The 16964-nt window shown below is 63.8% G+C and carries 13 protein-coding genes and 2 pseudogenes; 7 read left to right on the top strand and 8 right to left on the bottom strand.

What is annotated here, in order from left to right:
• Positions 1–1250: aspartate aminotransferase family protein (locus tag VJV41_RS20545; protein ID WP_325336865.1), on the bottom strand; the 1250-nt coding region annotated here is incomplete at its 3' end.
• A 45-nt stretch (positions 1251–1295) separates the two neighbouring features.
• Between VJV41_RS20545 and VJV41_RS20540 the strand changes: the two genes are divergently transcribed.
• Together VJV41_RS20540 and VJV41_RS20535 are read left to right on the top strand one after the other, a co-directional pair.
• The gene (locus tag VJV41_RS20540) at positions 1296–2318 is read left to right on the top strand and encodes a phosphotransferase enzyme family protein (protein WP_325336864.1); all 1023 of its coding nucleotides are present in this window, start codon (positions 1296–1298) and stop codon (positions 2316–2318) included.
• A 175-nt stretch (positions 2319–2493) separates the two neighbouring features.
• A pseudogene (locus tag VJV41_RS20535) lies at positions 2494–3065 on the top strand (IS630 family transposase); the annotation flags it as partial.
• A gap of 250 nt (positions 3066–3315) precedes the next feature.
• Here the strand turns inward: VJV41_RS20535 and VJV41_RS20530 are convergent.
• A complete protein-coding gene (locus VJV41_RS20530) occupies positions 3316–4377 on the bottom strand; it encodes an ATP-dependent DNA ligase (RefSeq protein WP_325336863.1) in 1062 nt (353 codons plus the stop codon).
• An 83-nt stretch (positions 4378–4460) separates the two neighbouring features.
• Here VJV41_RS20530 and VJV41_RS29000 point away from each other — a divergent pair.
• Positions 4461–4801, top strand: a pseudogene (locus tag VJV41_RS29000) (hypothetical protein); the annotation flags it as partial.
• A 235-nt stretch (positions 4802–5036) separates the two neighbouring features.
• Here the strand turns inward: VJV41_RS29000 and VJV41_RS20525 are convergent.
• From VJV41_RS20525 to VJV41_RS20510, 4 genes are all read right to left on the bottom strand, one after another.
• Positions 5037–5882, bottom strand: coding sequence for an IclR family transcriptional regulator (locus VJV41_RS20525; protein ID WP_325336862.1), 846 nt, complete (start codon positions 5880–5882; stop codon positions 5037–5039).
• 69 nt (positions 5883–5951) lie between these two features.
• The gene (gene hmgA / locus VJV41_RS20520) at positions 5952–7298 is read right to left on the bottom strand and encodes a homogentisate 1,2-dioxygenase (protein WP_325336861.1); all 1347 of its coding nucleotides are present in this window, start codon (positions 7296–7298) and stop codon (positions 5952–5954) included.
• 46 nt (positions 7299–7344) lie between these two features.
• A complete protein-coding gene (locus VJV41_RS20515; protein WP_325336860.1) occupies positions 7345–8559 on the bottom strand; it encodes a fumarylacetoacetate hydrolase family protein in 1215 nt (404 codons plus the stop codon).
• The gene (locus VJV41_RS20510) at positions 8556–9329 is read right to left on the bottom strand and encodes an SDR family oxidoreductase (protein WP_325336859.1); all 774 of its coding nucleotides are present in this window, start codon (positions 9327–9329) and stop codon (positions 8556–8558) included. Before VJV41_RS20510 ends, VJV41_RS20515 begins: the two co-directional genes overlap by 4 nt.
• A 149-nt stretch (positions 9330–9478) precedes the next feature.
• On the opposite strand from VJV41_RS20510, the gene VJV41_RS20505 reads away from it, so the two are divergent.
• The 4 genes from VJV41_RS20505 (at position 9479) to VJV41_RS20490 (ending at position 14629) form a co-directional block, all read left to right on the top strand.
• On the top strand, positions 9479–10603 hold the full coding sequence (locus VJV41_RS20505) for an alcohol dehydrogenase catalytic domain-containing protein (protein ID WP_325336858.1): 1125 nt from the start codon (positions 9479–9481) through the stop codon (positions 10601–10603).
• Positions 10604–10673: 70 nt separating this feature from the next.
• Positions 10674–11204 (top strand): cupin domain-containing protein, encoded by a 531-nt coding sequence (locus VJV41_RS20500; RefSeq protein ID WP_325336857.1) that lies wholly within the window; start codon positions 10674–10676, stop codon positions 11202–11204.
• Positions 11205–11212: 8 nt separating this feature from the next.
• Positions 11213–12799, top strand: coding sequence for a class I adenylate-forming enzyme family protein (locus tag VJV41_RS20495; RefSeq protein ID WP_325336856.1), 1587 nt, complete (start codon positions 11213–11215; stop codon positions 12797–12799).
• Between the two features lie 54 nt (positions 12800–12853).
• Positions 12854–14629, top strand: a complete 1776-nt coding sequence (locus tag VJV41_RS20490) for an acyl-CoA dehydrogenase C-terminal domain-containing protein (protein ID WP_325336855.1) — start codon at positions 12854–12856, stop codon at positions 14627–14629.
• Between the two features lie 245 nt (positions 14630–14874).
• Here VJV41_RS20490 and VJV41_RS20485 read toward each other — a convergent pair whose 3' ends face one another.
• Together VJV41_RS20485 and VJV41_RS20480 are read right to left on the bottom strand one after the other, a co-directional pair.
• Positions 14875–15744, bottom strand: coding sequence for a p-hydroxycinnamoyl CoA hydratase/lyase (locus VJV41_RS20485; protein ID WP_325336854.1), 870 nt, complete (start codon positions 15742–15744; stop codon positions 14875–14877).
• A gap of 57 nt (positions 15745–15801) precedes the next feature.
• Positions 15802–16964 (bottom strand): aldehyde dehydrogenase family protein (locus tag VJV41_RS20480; protein WP_325336853.1); only part of this gene is annotated, 1163 nt, incomplete at its 5' end.

The following is a 16964-nucleotide window of genomic DNA, read 5'->3' as shown; positions in this document are numbered from 1 at the left end:
AACCAGTCGACATCGGCGGAGGAGAACACCAGCGGCGGGCGGATTTTCAGCACATTGCCATCGTGTCCACAGACAGAAATCAGCACGTGCCGTTCGCGCAGCGCGTTGACGAGTCTGCGGGCGCCGGCACGGTCAGGCGTCTTGGCGTCGGGATCGCTGACAACCTCGACGCCGATGTACAGCCCGGCGCCGCGGACGTCGCCGATCCGCGGATCTCCCTCGGCTATCCGGGACAATTCCGTGCGTAGGTGGGCGCCGGCCTCGGCGGCATTGCCCAGCAGATCCTCGTCCTCGATGACGTCGAGAACTGCGCCCGCGGCGGCGATCGACACGGGATTGCCGCCGAACGTGTTGAAATACGGCACTCCGACTGCAAACGGTTTCAATACGGCTGAACGGGCGGCCATCGCTGCCACCGGCATACCGTTGCCCATCGGCTTGGCCATGGTCACCAGGTCAGGGATGACGCCGTGTCGACTGAAACCCCAGAACGAATCGCCGGTGCGGGCGAAACCCGGCTGTACTTCGTCGGCGATGAATACCCCGCCGTGTCGGTGCACGATGTCGACCACCGGGCCGAGCACCGAGGGATCCGGATAGATGCCGTCGGACGAGAAGATGGTGTCGGCGATGAGACAGCTCACGCCGTGGCCGGCTGAGGTCAATTCGGCGGCCGCGCGCTCGACGTCGTCGACGAACTGTGCTGGGTTCGTGGGCGGCGGCACGGTACGGACATTCGTCGCGACTGTCGTCGTGCCCCCGAGAGACGGCGAGATGGCTGTCACCGCGGCGGTGTTTCCGTGGTATGCATCGAGTGTGACGATGATTCCCGTTGCGCCGGTGTATATTTCGGCCACGCGCAGCGCGAAGTCGTTGACTTCCGATCCACTGCAGGCATACATCACCTGGTCGATCTCGGTCGGCATCGTCGCCAGCAGCCGCTCGGAGTAGTCGACGATGCCGCGGTGCAGGTAGCGGGTGTGGGTGTTCAGCGTCGACAACTGCCGCGTCACCGCGTCGATCACATGCGGGTGGCAATGCCCGACGCTGACGACGTTGTTGTAGGCATCCAGATAGCGCGCACCATCGATGTCGAAGACATGGCTGCCCTGCCCGCGTACCAGATGTACCGGCCGGTCGTAGAAGAGCCTGTTCGCGGGGCCGAGGACTCGTTCACGGGCAGCGATCAGGGGGTCGTCCGGACTGTCGGCCGTATAGCGGTTCGAGTCCATGATGTTCGAGAAACTCACCGGCTCAGTCTGCTGTACCTGGCCTGTTCGTACAGACTGTGTGGGATGCCCGGACTGCCGCCTGACCATGAGTCCTACGCTCGCGCGGCGCTGCCCGCCTACGGTCGCGATCGCGACGCGCCGCTGCGGCTGCTGAGCCTGTCGGAAAATGCCACCTACCTGGTGGACGACGGCGAGCCGTTGGTGCTGCGGGTGCACAGGCCCGGCTACCACTCGCTGGACGCGATCCGATCCGAGTTGAAATGGATGGCCGCGCTGCGTGAGCAGACCGGTGTGATGACCCCGGAGCTGATCGAGGCGTGCGACGCGAGCGACGTGGTCGCTGCCAGCGTTGGCGGCGACACCCTGCACGTCGACGCGGTGACGTACATTGCCGGCTGCACCGCCGAGGAGCAGCCCGACGCGGTCGGTTTCGACGAGCTCGGCCGGATCACTGCTGCGATGCACGACCACGTCCGAAGCTGGACCGCGCCGGATTACTTCACCCGCTTCAGCTGGGATGTCGACTCCACACTTGGCCGCGAAGCGCGATGGGGTAACTGGCGTAATGCGCCGGGGCTGACCTCCGCGGACGAGGCTCTCGTCGAAAGCGCGGCGGCCGAGGTCGGCCGCCGGCTCACCGAGTTCGGTTGTGACGCAGATCGTTTCGGCCTCATCCACGCGGATCTGCGAATGGCGAATCTGATGGTGGACCCCGACGACGCGTCGACCGCACCTTCCAAGATCACCGTGATCGACTTCGACGACTGCGGATGGTCCTGGTATCTCTTCGATCTCGCGGCTGTGGTGTCGTTCATCGAGGACACACCCGAGGCGGAGCGGATGATCGCCGACTGGCTGCGGGGCTACCGTGAGGTACGCGACATTCCCGTCGAGCACCTGGAGATGGTCCCGACACTGGTGATGCTGCGCCGGCTGATGTTGACGGCCTGGGTCGCGTCGCACGCGGACGCCGACGCGGCGATCGCCTTCACCGACGGTTACGCGACAGGCACCGCCCGGGTTGCCGATCGTTATCTGCACGACCGTGATTGGCTGCGCGACGCCGTCTACTCATCGCGCGTCTAGTGTTCTGAGTCGTTAATTCAGTCGTAGTTGGTAGACCGAGTTGTGCCTACGCCTTATGCCGTGGAGATCGTGTTGTCGGAGGGTGAACGCGCAGAGCTGGAGGGGTGGGCGCGTCGGCGTAGCAGCGCGGCCGGGTTGGCGATGCGATCACGAATTGTCTTGGCAGCAGCCGATGGTGTCGCGGGTGTGGCGGGCGTTCGGATTGGCTCCGCACAAGCAGGATTCGTGGAAGCTATCGAAGGATCCGCTGTTTGTGGCCAAGGTCGGCGACGTTGTCGGGTTGTACCTGGACCCGCCTGAACGCGCGCTGGTGTTGTGCGTGGACGAGAAGACCCAGATCCAGGCGCTAAACCGCACCGCGCCGGTGTTCCCGATGCTGCCGGGTACCCCGGCGCGGGCCAGCCATGACTACGTTCGGCACGGCACCTCGAGTTTGTACGCCGCGTTGGATCTGACCGCTGGCAAGGTCATCGGCGCCCTGCACTCACGGCATCGGGCTACCGAGTTCTTGGCGTTCCTACGCAAGATCGACACCGAAGTTCCCGACGACCTCGACGTGCACCTGGTTCTCGACAACGCCTCCACGCACAAGACGCCGGCGGTGAAGCGTTGGCTCACAGCGCATCCGCGACTGGATCGATACCTGGAACGACAACCCGCGGCCCTACATCTGGGTTAAGACCCGCCGACCAAATCCTGACCAGCATCGGTAACTACTGCACCCGAATTAACGACTCAGGACACTAGCCATTCTGCGCGAGCGTGCATTGCTCTGCAGGCGACACGCTCGCCGGCAAGCGTTGCGTCCAGCCTCATGTCTGCCCAAGAATCTGGACGCTGCGACGGGCCTCGTACATCAGCCGACCGCGGCCGAGCAGGTGCTTACGGCCGAGAGGTCGCATCCCGATCTTTTCCAAGATCCGCTGAGATACGCGATGAGCTGGGTCGACGATGGCCACTGTCCGCTCAGGCCTTTCCGCTAACAAAGGAGGAAGAGTCAATCCACGAGCCCAGGAACGATGTCGCCGAGGCTGAAGGTGACGGGTATTTCGAGCTGTGCATAGGTGCACGAGCGGGGATCGCGGTCGGGCCGCCAACGGTTGAATTGCGCGGTGTGGCGGAACCGTCGGCCTTCCATGTGGTCGTAACGCACCTCGACCACCCGCTCCGGTCGCAGCGGCACGAACGAGAGATCCTTGCCGGCGTTCCAGCGCGAGCCTGCATACCTCTGAGTTTCGGCGGTGTGGTGAGCAGCCCAATTCCATGGATGACTATCGAAACTCGTTACCAGTGACTGTAATTCGGTAAAGAGCTGGCGTCGTTCGGCCATCGGGAACGCGCCGACGACGCCGACCGATGCGAGCGCGCCGCCGTCTTGGTACAGCCCCAGCAAAAGCGAGCCGATCGCGTCCTCGCCGGATTTGTGGACTCGGTAACCGGCGACCACACAGTCCGCCGTCCGCTCATGCTTGATCTTGAACATGACGCGTTTGTCCGGCTGGTAGGTGCTGTCGAGCGGTTTGGCGATCACCCCGTCGAGTCCGGCCCCCTCGAACTCGGAGAACCAGCGCTGTGCAACAGCCAGATCGGTCGTCGCGGGTGTCACGTGGATCGACGGGCCAGACTCGGCGAGCGCGTCGACGAGAGCGGCGCGGCGTTCGCTGAACGGCCGCCCGGTGTAGTCGTCGTCGCCGAGGGCAAGCAAGTCGAACGCGATGAACGACGCCGGCGTCTGCTCGGCCAGCATCTTGACTCGGCTCGCGGCGGGATGCAGCCGCAGTTGCAACGCTTCGAAATCCAAGCCATGGTCGGTCGTGATCACGATCTCACCGTCGATCACACAGCGTTCCGGTAGCTCCGCAGTCGCCGCGGCAACCAATTCGGGGAAATACCGGGTCATCGGTCGCTCGTTGCGGCTGCCCAGTTCCACCTCGTCGCCGTCGCGGAAGCAGATCGTCCTGAACCCGTCCCATTTCGGCTCATACGAGGCGCCGGGCGGAATCGACGCGACGGATTTGGACAGCATCGGGGAGACCGGCGGCACGACGGGTAGCTGCACCCGTTCATTGTCGCGATCGCCGCGATTACCTGGAGACATATGACAACGCCAATCCTCTAGCGAGGCCACGTCCGGAGGCACATATGGCCACATTGGTCTCGGTGACCGTCGGTATGCCCGCGGATGTGCAGTGGCAGGGCCGCGTGGTACGGACTGGAGTGTACAAACGACCGCCCATCGTCAAGCGACCGGTGACTATCGGCGACATCCCAGACAACCCAGCATTGATGACGGCGACCGATCAACCTAATAACGCAATCGTCGCGGGCATTCACGAGCGTGCACAAACTGTCGAAGAAATGCGGCGTGTCGGCCGCAGACACGCACCCTCGCGTAGACCCTTGGCGGGCCACAGATGGTGCGCCGCCTCAACATCGACGGGGACGGTCAGGGCGATGTCGGTGGCCATGGTGGCGAGCAACAACAACTGCAGACGGCGGGTGTCAATACAGCGATTGCCCGTGATTCCTGAACGGATTGTCGATCACTACAACCGGTGAAGTGAATAGTTAGCTCATGTGCGACGATGCCCGGATGACCGATTCCCGTCGCGCACACTGTGATCGAGTGGACGGCTCTTCGGAATCGATATGCGGCGGGGGATACACAGCCGAAATCAACTCAGCTCAAATGCATTTTCGGTCGGTCTCATAACGGAATTACGCGATGCTCGAATGCCTCAACGTGGCCGACAGCTTCGCCCCGGCTTCAAGCAAGGCATCCATAAACTGCGTCACGGTGCCGGTCCGACTAACAGGCACGAGAACGGCCATGCTCGCGAGTGCATGTTCGTTCTCGTCGAGGATTGGCACGGCGATGCCTTCCACGCCTTGCTGAAGCTCTTCGTGCGAAGACGCGTAGCCGAGCTGCCGGACACCCTCGAGTTGACGTCTCGCCGCCGCTGCATCTTCGACTCGCCCCGTGATTCGTTTGGCGGCTTTTTCGTCGAGGAAGGCGAGTATCGCCCGGCCACTTGCGCCCGCGAGAAGTGAATGGCGGGAGCCGATCTTGTGCTCGACACGCACGACATGCTGGTCGGAGACCGCCTGCAAGAGAACAACGGCGTCGTCGCCGTCCCGAATGTGTATCACGACTGTTTCGCCGATCGCTTCCGAAAGCTGCAGGGTTGCGGCCCGTCCATGTGTCGTGAGCTCGGGTTGCACCTGCTCAGCGAGCCGCAGCAGCATGGTGCCCGGCGCGTAGCCGCCGCCCTGTCGGATGACGAAGCCACGCTGATGAAGAGTCGCGAGCAGCCGGTGGACCACCGTCCTGTTCAGGCCGAGATCACGACTGAGCTGCGCGGGGGTACACGGTTGGCTCTCACTGACCTTCTGCAGGATGGCGAGCGCCTGGTCGGCGGTCTTCGATATCTCAGTCATCGGTGTCGGCGGTGCCGTTTCCGCTGCGCGGATCCGTTGCGTATCCCTTCTGCACGTGCGTGTGATCGTTAGTACCTTAGCGCTCATTTCGACTCGCGCGAACACCGATGGTCGGATATCGGACATGTGCCGCCGTCGTTTCCATTCCGGCCTGACCTACGTCGGGGCCGGTGACCGCGCGAGCGGGGTGTGGCCTCAGCGTTCACCGCCGGGAAAACCCTTCGTAAAGCCCTGCCACACCGAGTCGTAATCGGACTGTAAGTGCCTTGCCGTGACTGCGGCCGATGTCAGGCGTAGCGGCAGTCGGGTCTCGAACATGAAGGCAAGGGTGTCGTCGATCTTTTGCGGGACCAGCTCGCGAGTGCTCGCCTGGCGGTATGTGGCGGCATCCGGGCCATGAGACGTGAACGAGTTGTGCAAACTTGAGCCGCCCGGCAGGAAGCCATCCGCCTTCGCGTCGTACACCCCGTGCACCAGCCCCATGAATTCCGTCATGACGTTGCGGTGGTACCACGGTGGGCGGAAGGTGTCCTCGCCGACCAGCCACCGCGGGGGGAAGATGACGAAGTCCGCGTTGGCTGTGCCGGGTATCTCGCTCTGCGAAGTCAGCACGGTATAGATCGAGGGGTCTGGATGGTCGAAGCTGATGGTGCCGATGACCATGAACTTGGACAGGTCGTACTTGTACGGCGTGTAGTTCCCGCGCCAGGCGACAACGTCAAGCGGTGAGTGGTCGTACTCGGCTGACCAGAGTCTGCCGCCGTACTTCTGGACTACTTCGACACTGCCCGCGTTGTCCTCGTAAGCCGCTGCCGGCGCTAGAAAATCACGGGGATCAGCGAGCCCGTTGGCGCCAAGAGGGCCGAGTTCTGGCAGCGTCAGCATCGCGCCGTAGTTCTCCATGATGTAGCCCCGGGCCTGACCATCGGGCAACCCGACGCGCCACCGGATTCCGCGTGGCACAACCGCGATTTCACCCGCTGCCACCCGCAGGATCCCCATCTCGGTGTGCAGCATCAGCGAGCCGGACTCGGGAACGAGCAGCATCTCGCCATCGGCATTGACGAAGTAGCGATCAGTCATCGGCTTATTGGCCACGTACTGGTGCACCGCGATTCCGGCGTGCGCTTCGACATCGCCGTTGGCGGCGAACGTGAACAGGCCGTCGATGAAGTCGGTCGGACCCGAAGGCAGCGGTGCTGGGCCCCAGCGCAGTCGGTTGGGGCTCAGCGGCACGTCCCGGATGGGTGCGGCGCGCAGATGACCATGTCCGACCGGCGCGAACGCCGCGTGTGCCGCAGACGGCAGCAGCCGGTATACCCAGCTGCGCCGATTCGTCGCGCGCGGCGCGGTGAAAGCGGTACCACTGATCTGTTCGGCGTACAAGCCGAGCGGTGCCCGTTGCGGCGAGTTCCGTCCATCCGGCAGTGCGCCCGGCACCGCCTCGGTGACATGGAAATTGCCAAAGCCCGCGAGGTATTTCAGGTCGGAACGTTCTGGCCCGCGAGTGGGCGGCGAGAACATTTCCTGCGTCTCAACCATGGCGACCTTTCAGTGCGTAGTTCCACGTTCGTTGCGGTCCGTGAGGTCAGGTGGGAAGCGTCGTCTCGACAACGGGTTCCTGCACGTTCGCGGGCACTAACGCCGGCACCACACATCCGCTGACCTGGGCGAGATCGAAACGGCCACCATCCGGTGCCGGTGCTGTGGCCGAAACAGCAACCACGTCGTGGTCTTCGAGGAAGCCCCGCTGCTCCCCGCCGGGCAGGGTGAGGGGGTCGTTGCCATTCGACGTCAGCTCCATGAAGCTGCCATGTCCGGACTTGTCATACGACGAGATCGTCCCCGTGCCATAGAGGTCACCTGTGCGCAGCGATGCACCGTTAGAGGTCATGTGTGCCAGCTGCTGTGCAGGAGGCCAATACATCGACGCGAAGCTGGGCGTGGAGACGAGGTGACCGTTGAGGCGCAATTCGAGCGCGATGTCGTAGGAGAACGGCGCTGTGCCGGACAAGTGGGGCAGGGCGGGTGGGTCTTGCGGTGCCGGTGCGATCTTGGCAGCGGCCAGTGATTCCAGGGGTATCACCCACGGGCTGATGGTCGTCGCGAACGACTTGCCGAGGAACGGCCCAAGCGGAACGTATTCCCACGCTTGGATGTCGCGCGCGCTCCAATCCAGCAGCAGCACCATGCCGAAGACGTACTGCTCGAACTCGTCGACGGTGACGCTCGTCCCCAGCGGCGAACCCGTACCGACGACAAAGCCGAGCTCGACCTCGACGTCCAGTTTGGCGGTCGGTGCGAAGCACAATGCTCCCGAACCCGCAGCCTTGTACTGTCCGCGCGGCCGGCGGATCGGTGTCCCTGAGGCAACGACGGTGCCAGCCCGACCGTGGTAGCCGACGGGAAGATGGCGCCAGTTCGGTTTCAGCGGCTCCTCGCCCGGTCGCAGGATGCGTCCGGCATTGACGGCGTGCTCGATTGAGGAGAAGAAGTCGACGAAGTCGGCGACCTCGAACGGTAGGTGTAGCCGCACCTTGTCGATCGCGAAGAGGTGTCGGTGCAGGCCGGCACGCACACCGGGGCCGCCAGCGTCGAGCATGTCGAGTAAGGCCTCCCTCGTTGCCGACCACGCGTTCGGCCCGCGGGCAAGAAACGGGTTCAGGCTCGGGTGGTCGAAAACCGGATCCCCAAGGGCCGCAGCGAGATCCAGTACGCGGTCACCGATCGCGACGCCCACCCGTGGCCGCTCGGCGCCGACGGAGAAGACGCCGAAGGGCAGGGGCAGGAATCGCGCGCTCACAGGTGTTTCCCCCCGTCCACAACGAACGTGGTCCCGGTGGACACCCGGAAATGGGTCACGGCGCCGACGATGCTGACCGCCACGTCGTCGGGCTCGACGATGACCTTTAGCGGGCATCCGCTGGCTTGGGCGATGACTGCTTGCCGGTCGCGGCCCGGGACGAAACCGGTGTCTACGGCGGCGGGCGCCACGCCGATCACCCTGACCGCCGGGCCCAGTGCCCGACCCAAGGACATGGTCAGGTTGTCTAGCGCAGCCTTGGCTGCACAGTAAGCAATGTTGCTGCCCAATGCCGTGCTGCCCGAGATCGAGGACACGTTGATCACGGCCGCGTCTCCGGTAGCCGTCATCAGCGGAGCGAAGGCTCGCACTACGGCGAACGGGCCACGCACGTTGATCCGCATCAGCGAGTCGAATGTTTCGTCATCCATTGCGCGCAGGTCGGTGTGCGGGATCAGCCGTGTCGTGCCGGCAGAGTTGACCAAGACGTCACACCGGCCGTATTCGCTCTCGATGAGTCGCGCAGCCTCACTCAACTGCATCGAGTCCTCGACTGGCATCGGCACACAGCGATGTCCTGTTCCGGGAAGCTGGGCTATCAGGTCGGTTGCTCGATCTGCTCCGCGATGGAAGCCTGCCACGACTGACGCTCCCCGCTCTGCCAGTCGGCGTGCGGTCGCCGCGCCGATTCCGCTACTCCCGCCTGTCACCACGGCGACCTTGCCCTCCAGCGGAAAGGCTCCCAGCCCGCCGGTTCGCGCTTGGTTCATCCGGCACCTCCTTGAGCAGACCATACAGTCACCCCGATAATCGATCAATAGAGCTCGATTATCGGAATTTCTCTTGACAAGCTACGGGCGGGTGACGACGATCACTGAACAACCCGCGAAGTGTCGGCCCGAACAGTGAGGTTCCGAAGATGTCCAAGATCAATGTTGCCCGCCTGGTAGAGGTGGGCAAGCCACTCGAGGTCGGCGTCGCCGACATGCCCAGTCCTGGTCCACGGGACGTGCTGGTCAAGGTTGCGGCGTGTGGGCTGGTGCCGAACTCCTACAACATCGTCAAGGGCTACACGCCGTTCGATCTGCCGGAGCTTCCCGCGGTGTGGGGGCTCGACGTGTCCGGGACGATCGAGGCGCTTGGTGAGCAGGTCGTGGGTCTGGATGTGGGGGAGCGGGTTTATCTGGATCCCTGGCATACCTGCGAGACGTGTCAACACTGTCGGCGTGGGCGGCGTGATCTCTGCCCGAATGGGCACTTTCGGGGCTACATGGCTCCGACAACGGGCGGTGGACGGCTGCTTCACCACTACCCGATGGGTGGGTTGTCGGAGTATGTGGTGGCACCGGATGCGCGGGTTGCTCGGCTGGGTGAGTCGATCGATCTGCTGACCGCGGCGCGCTTCGGCTATATCGGGACGTCGTTCGCGGCGCTACGCAAGGGCGACCTCGGGCCGGGTAAAACGGTGCTGATCAATGGCGTGACGGGGACGTTGGGTGTGGCCGCGGTGGCGATCGCGCTCGGTTTAGGAGCCACAAAGATCTTGGGTATCGGGCGCAACCGCGAGCTGTTGGAACGAGTGCGGCAGATGGCTCCCCGTCGCGTCGAGACGATTTCGTCGGAAGATGGCGTCGACCTGGTGACCTGGGTGAAGCAACACACCGGCGGTATCGGTGTTGATGTGATGTATGACTGCCTCGGTGTGGGTGGCGACGCGCACTGCACCAACAAGTTGTTGAGGGCCGTCACCCCCGGCGGGAGTGCCGTTCTGGTCGCGGGCGGCGTCGCGGGTGATGTCTGCCAGAACTACATGGATGTGCTGATGTATGACGTCCGCGCGGTGGGATCGCTGTGGTTCAGCGCGGCCGAGGTCGATCAGATGATCGCCATGATCGACGCCGAGGTGATCGACCTATCGTTCGTCGAGCACCGCCGCTTCGGCCTCTTCGAGGTCAACGAGGCCTTCGACCTCGTCGGGTCCCGGCCTGGTGGCTTCGTCAACATCGTGGTCATGCCCGGACAGACCACCGTTGCGGCGGGCTGAGAGCCGTGGTCACGGTCGACGCGACAAACGCTGTGCGAGATGACTTTCCGATGGATGAAGGGTGAGTGGTATGGCCATCAGACGGCTGGTGACAGGTAAGCGCGCGGGCAAATCGGTAGTGCTCAGCGACGGGCCGGTGCCCACCGAGCACCACTTCGAGGCGGTGCCGGGCATGGCGTCTGCGATCATCTGGCAGACGGCCCCATCGCCCGAAGTGGACGTCGACGAAGCCGCACCGGTTGGTACACCGGCACATCCGGGACCGGGTCAGACGCTCCTGATGGTGGTGGATATCCCGCCGGATTCGGTGATGGCGGCGCCTGACTTCGACGGCGCGGCCGCGGCTGCCGAGCAGATCGAACATCTACCGGGACTGGGCGAGCGGTTCGAGGTGGATAACCCGGGGATGCACACCACCGACAGCGTCGACTACGGGATTGTGTTGCAGGGAAAGATCTGGCTTGACCTCGATGACGGCGAACCGACGCTGCTTGAGGCGGGCGACGCAATTGTGCAGCAGCGGACGCGGCACGCCTGGCGCAATCTTGGTTCGGAGACCGCCCGAATGGCGTTCGTGTTGGTGGGGACCGGTCGGAAATAGTTGTGACAGTGGGCAATCCATTGACGGTGTGCGCGGCCTTCGAGCGCGCCGCGCGGATCTTCCGTGATTACGAGGCGGCGGTGGACAGCGTCTCGCGCCTGACGTTCGGTGAGCTCGATGAAGCATCGCGCCGGTGCGTATCGATGCTGCGGTCCGAGGGTGTCGTGGCGGGCATGCGGGTGGGATTGCTGACGCTGCCGTCGACTGTGCACCTGGTGGCGTGGCTGGCAGTGGTGCGGCTGGGTGCGATCCCAGTGGTGTTCCACACCCGTGAGGCTGCACCGCTGCTGGCGCGGCTGTGCGAGAAGTTCGGCATCCGCGTTGTGCTTCACAATGCGTCGCTGGCAGCCGCCGTCGCCGACATCGGCGGTGAGTGTTCCGCTTCCGTCAAAGGGATCGCGCTCGCAACAGGTACCACTGCTGCCGAAACAGGCTCGGCAGGAGAGGTTTTGCGGGAGCTTCACGCCTTCGCGCCCGCCGATGACCTTGCGGCTCCTGCTGAAGACGACGTGGCGGCAATCATTTTGTCCTCCGGGACCACGTCGCTGCCCAAGGGTGTCGTTCATACCCATCGCGGCATGCTCGACGCAGCGCGAAGCGCCCTGGCGATGTATGCGGGCCTGCGCCCCGGCGGCCGCGTGATCGTGCCTTACAGCACGGCCTTCACCGGCTGCTACGCCACGTGGCTGCCGTTCCTCAATGTGGGCGGGTGCTGCGTGTTCCTGGAGAAGTTCGAGTTGCCGCAGTACCTGGCCACGGTCCGACGAGAACGGATCACCCACATGTCACTCACCCCGACGATGTGGCGCAAGCTGTTGACGCTGGACTCCGACCCGGACACCTACATCAGTGTCGTACAGGCGCACTTCGCGGCAGAGCCGATGGATCGCACCACGCTGCAACGGATCCGCAACACTGTGACGCCGCACGTTGTCCAAGCTTACGGCTCGACCGAGACGTTGGGCCTGGTCACGGTCAACGTCGACGAAGACATGGAGGGCGAACGCCTGATCAGCGTCGGACGCCCGTTCCCGAACGCCGAAGTGAGGATCATCCAGCAGGGCGGCCACGTCGACGACGTCGTGTCTGTCGGCGAGGTCGGCCAGGTGATGGTGACGTCGCCGACTGTGGCCGAAAGCATCTGGGGCGACGAGACGATGAGCGCGAAGCTGTTCGACCTCGACGTGCAGGGTCGACGGTGGTGGCGCTCCGGCGATTTGGGCCGGCTGGACCGCGACGGTTTTCTGTTCTTGGAGGGCCGCGCCGACGACATGATCATCTCGGGCGGCATCAACATCATGCCGGCCGCGGTAGAAGAGGTGCTGCTGGCGCATGCGTCGGTGGTCGAGGCGGCGGTGGTGGGTCTGCCCGACCCGGCGTGGGGGCAGCAGGTCCACGCCTTCGTGGTGAGTAGCGATCCGTCGCTGACGGCCAACGATCTCGATCGCCACGTGTCCACGTCGTCGCTGTCGAGCTACCAACGCCCGCGGGGCTTCCACATTGTGGCGTCGCTGCCGCGGACGGCCACCAACAAGCTCAACCGTCGGCTGCTGCGCGAAACCGCAACGGCCGTTGCGGAAGTGATGACCAAGTGAGGCCGTCGAACCGGCGGGTTGCAACCGAGTCGACGCGCGTCGGAGAGGACTGTCATGCCTGACTATCACCCGCCGGTCGAGGATCTGGCGTTCGTCCTCAATGACGTGCTCGCCGTGGGTCAATTCACTTACTCAGGATTCGAGAACCTCGACGAGGATCTTGTTTTGTCCACCATCGATGTCTTTGGCTCCTTCGCGGCCAAGGCGATTGGGCCGCTGAACGCCGAGGGTGACCGGGTTGGGGCAACGCTGGGTGCCGACGGTGTGGTGTCAGCACCCGGCTTCGCCGACGCATACCGTGACTTTGTGAGCGGCGGCTGGCCGGCGCTAACCTGTCGCACCGAGGATGGCGGCGATGGCATGCCAGGCATCCTCTACACCATCGTCGAAGAGATGCTTGCCGGGGCCAATCTGTCGTTCGCGATGGCCCCGCTGACGTCGCCGGGCGCCTACCAGGTGATCACGAGCTGCGCGTCAGAGGAGCTCAAGGCTCGGTTCCTGCCGAAGATCGTGACCGGCGAATGGGCGACGGCGATGTCGCTGACCGAGCCGCAGTGCGGATCGGCGCTGGGCCTGTTGCGAACTCGGGCTGAGCCCCAGGCCGATGGCAGCTACGCGATCACCGGCACGAAGATGTTCAACAGCTGGGGTGATCACGACATGACCGAAAACATCGTGCACCTCGTGCTCGCGCGCTTGCCTGACGCACCCGAAGGCATCAAGGGGATCAGCCTGTTCCTGGTACCGAAGTATTTGGTGGATCCCGACGGTGTTCGGGGCGAGCGCAATGCGTTTTCCGTCAGTTCGTTGGAAAACAAGCTCGGTGTCCACGCAAGTCCCACATGTGTAACGAACTTCGAGGGCGCGACTGGGTATCTGATCGGTACCCCCAACCGCGGCATGTCGAGCATGTTCATCATCATGAACTCCATGCGGCTGGCGACCGGCGCGTGCGCGGTGGGAGTGTCGTACGCTGCGTACCGTAACGCGCTGACCTACGCTCGGGAGCGCCTCGCGGGACGCTCGGTGTCCGGCGCGAAATACCCTGAGCTGCCAGGCGATCCGATCATCGTGCACCCCGACGTGCGCCGCATGCTGATGACGATGCGGGCCTTCGTGGAGGGCTCGCGAGCATTGTGTTTGTGGGTGAGCCTGAACCTGGACCTCGGCGAGGTTCATCCCGATCCGCAACAGCGCAAGGCCCACGAGGCGTTAGTCTCGTTGCTCACGCCCGTGGTGAAGGCGTTCCTGTCCGACAAGGCGTTTGAAAGTACCGACATCGCGTTGCAGTGCTTCGGTGGGCATGGCTTCATTCGCGACAACGGCGCCGAGCAGTACCTCCGCGACGTGCGGATGCTGAGGCTGGGGGAGGGCACCAGCGGCATCCAGGCGATGGACTTCGTCGGCCGCAAGGTGGTGACCGACGATGCCCGTGTCCTCCAACAATATTTCGACTCGATCCGGGAGATGGTGCGCGGAGCAGATCTGCCTGGCGTCACCGCCGCGCTGCGGCACGCCCTGGACTCGGTCGTGGATCTCACCGAGGAGCTGCTGCCACGGTGGAAGAGCGATCCGCAGGACATGGCCGCGGTGTCACTGGACTACCTGCACATGGTGGGTTATCTGTCGCTCGGTCATATGTGGGCAAAGTTGGCCCACACAGCGATTGAGCGACTGAAGGGTTCACCGAAGAACCCGACATTCCTCGAGAACAAGGTTCGGACCGCGCGCTTCTACTGCTCGTATTTGTTGCCCGAGATCGAGGCTCTTGCCGTGCGAATCCGGGCCGGCGCGAGTGCGACGATGGCCATTCCCGATGACGCCTTCTGATTCCCCCGCCACTTGTAGGTCGCTGAACCTGCTCGTGCAGTGGGTTTGCGCGACACCGAAATAGCGCATTTCGAAATTCACACGCTCATACGCCAAGGACGTCAGACCGTCCTTTGCCGTTGGCAATGGATCCGGCAGTGGCCCAACAATGGACCACTGCAATACATTTGACACTACGCGCCACGCCCATCGGCAGAAGCGTCGCTGTGCCGCGTCTTAGTATTGGGCGCCGATCGCCGGCGACCTCACCGCCGGTATCCCTCCAGGCCGGGCCGAAAGGTTTTCTCGTCAAGGAACTGCGTGAGGCCGTTCGTCCGGCCGTGCTCGGGGTCGTTGTAGAGGGCCTCGGCGAACTTGGCGTTGATGTAGTTCTCCCCTTCGGTCCACCCCATGGTGCGCAGATGGCGGATGGTCTCCTTGGTGCCGCGGACAATCGCCGTGTTCTTCGACTTCAACACGTTGGCGATCTCAATGACCCTGGTGCGCAGCCGATCACGTGAAACGGACTCGTTGACCAGACCCATCTCAGCCGCCTTGCGTCCGTCGAAGGTCTCGCCGGTGATGCTGTAGTACATCGCGTCACGCAGATTCATCGTGTGCACGACCGCAAGAGGAACGTTGCCGCCGGGGATGATTCCCCAGTTGACTTCGGACAGGCCGAATACCGCTTCGTCGGCGGCTACGGCCAAGTCACAGTTGGCCAGCGGGTGAAATCCGCCGCCGAAGCAGTATCCGTTGACCATCGCGATGGTCGGCAACGGAAACTGACGTAGCCGTGGCCCCTGCCACTCAAACGCAGAGCGCTGCTTGATCTCCCGCTCGACTTGCGAGAGCGCGTCGGTGTCGCGGAAGAACTCCTTGAGGTCCATCCCGGCGGTGAACGCCTCGCCAGCGCCAGTGAGGACCATGACGCGCGCCTCGGTGTCGAGCGCGACCGTGTCGAGCACTTCAAGCATCTCGTCGTTGAGGGTCGGGCTCATGCAGTTTCGTTTCTCGGGGCGGTTGAGCACCACCCAGGCGATCCCGTTTTCGACAGTGGCCTTGACGGTGGTCCATGTGCCGAGTTCGCGGACGGTCTGCTCGGCCGCCGAGCGGGATCCATTGGTGGCTGTCATGGTGATGTCTCCATTTCCTTGGGATGGACAGCATGAGGTTGGGGGGCGAAACACTGCCTACTTCAAGTGGCGAATCGAATGCTCCTCGACGTACTCGGACATGCCGGCGTTGCCAAACTCACGCCCGACGCCGCTCTGTTTGACGCCGCCCCAGGGCATCCGCAGATCCAGTGATTCAAATGAGTGCGTGTTGATGAACGTGCTACCTGCTTCGATGCGGCGCGCCACGGCGATGCCCCGTGCGGGGTCGCTGGTCCACACCGACGAACACAGGCCGTACTCGCTGTCGTTGGCCCAGCCGATGACCTGCTCCTCGTCGTCGTAGGCGATCAGCGGAACGACGGGACCGAACTGTTCCTCGCGAGAAACCGCTGCATTGTGATCGACGTCCAGTACGACATGCGGCAGAACGTAATACCCGTTTTCCCACGACGCCGGGTCGAGTTTGCGCCCGAGCTCGACCAGGGTGGCCGAAGAGTTGCGGGTTCGGTCGAGTAGGTCGAGGACCTTCTTGAACTGAGTCTCGTTGTTGATCGGGCCGAAGGTAACTCGAGGATCCAGACCGTGGCCAACCGAGTATTCGTTGACCCGGTCGCAGAAAGCGTCTGCGAATCGCCGGTACACGTTGCGCGGCACATAGATTCGCTTGATCGCGAAGCAGATCTGGCCGGTCCGTGTGTAGACGCCCCTGAGCATTCCGTCGAGGACGGCATCGATGTCGGCGTCGTCGAGAACAATGGCGGGGTCATTTCCGCCGAGCTCCAGAGTGACGTTCTTGATCGTCGAGGAGGTGGACTCGACTACCTTCTGTGCGGTCGCGGTGCCGCCGGTGAAGCCGACTTTGCGGACCAGCGGGTGGCTGCACAGCGCGGCGCCCACATCGCCGTCACCATGGACGACGTTGAGCACGCCGGCAGGTAGTGCGGCCGCCATCTTCTGCAACGTGAGGGTCAACGCGGCGGGCGCGAACGGCGATGGCTTGAGCACCAGAGTGTTGCCCGTCGCAAGCGCGGGCGCCAGCTTCACCATGGTCAGGACGATCGGCATATTCCACGGCACGATGGCGGCCGCGACTCCGCGCGGGGCCTTCTCGATGCTGATGAAGCACTGCTCGTCGTCGAACTGGACCGGGCGCAGAAAATCCTCCAGCAGGCCTGCGGTGTGCTGGAGCACCCCAGTGCCCAAGGCGTAGTCGGTCTGGGCTTCCCAGAGCACGCCAC

This window comes from Mycobacterium sp. (genome assembly GCF_035274705.1).
Lineage (GTDB): Bacteria > Actinomycetota > Actinomycetes > Mycobacteriales > Mycobacteriaceae > Mycobacterium.
Note: the sequence above shows the minus strand (reverse complement) of the source record. Positions and strands in the feature narration are given on the sequence as shown.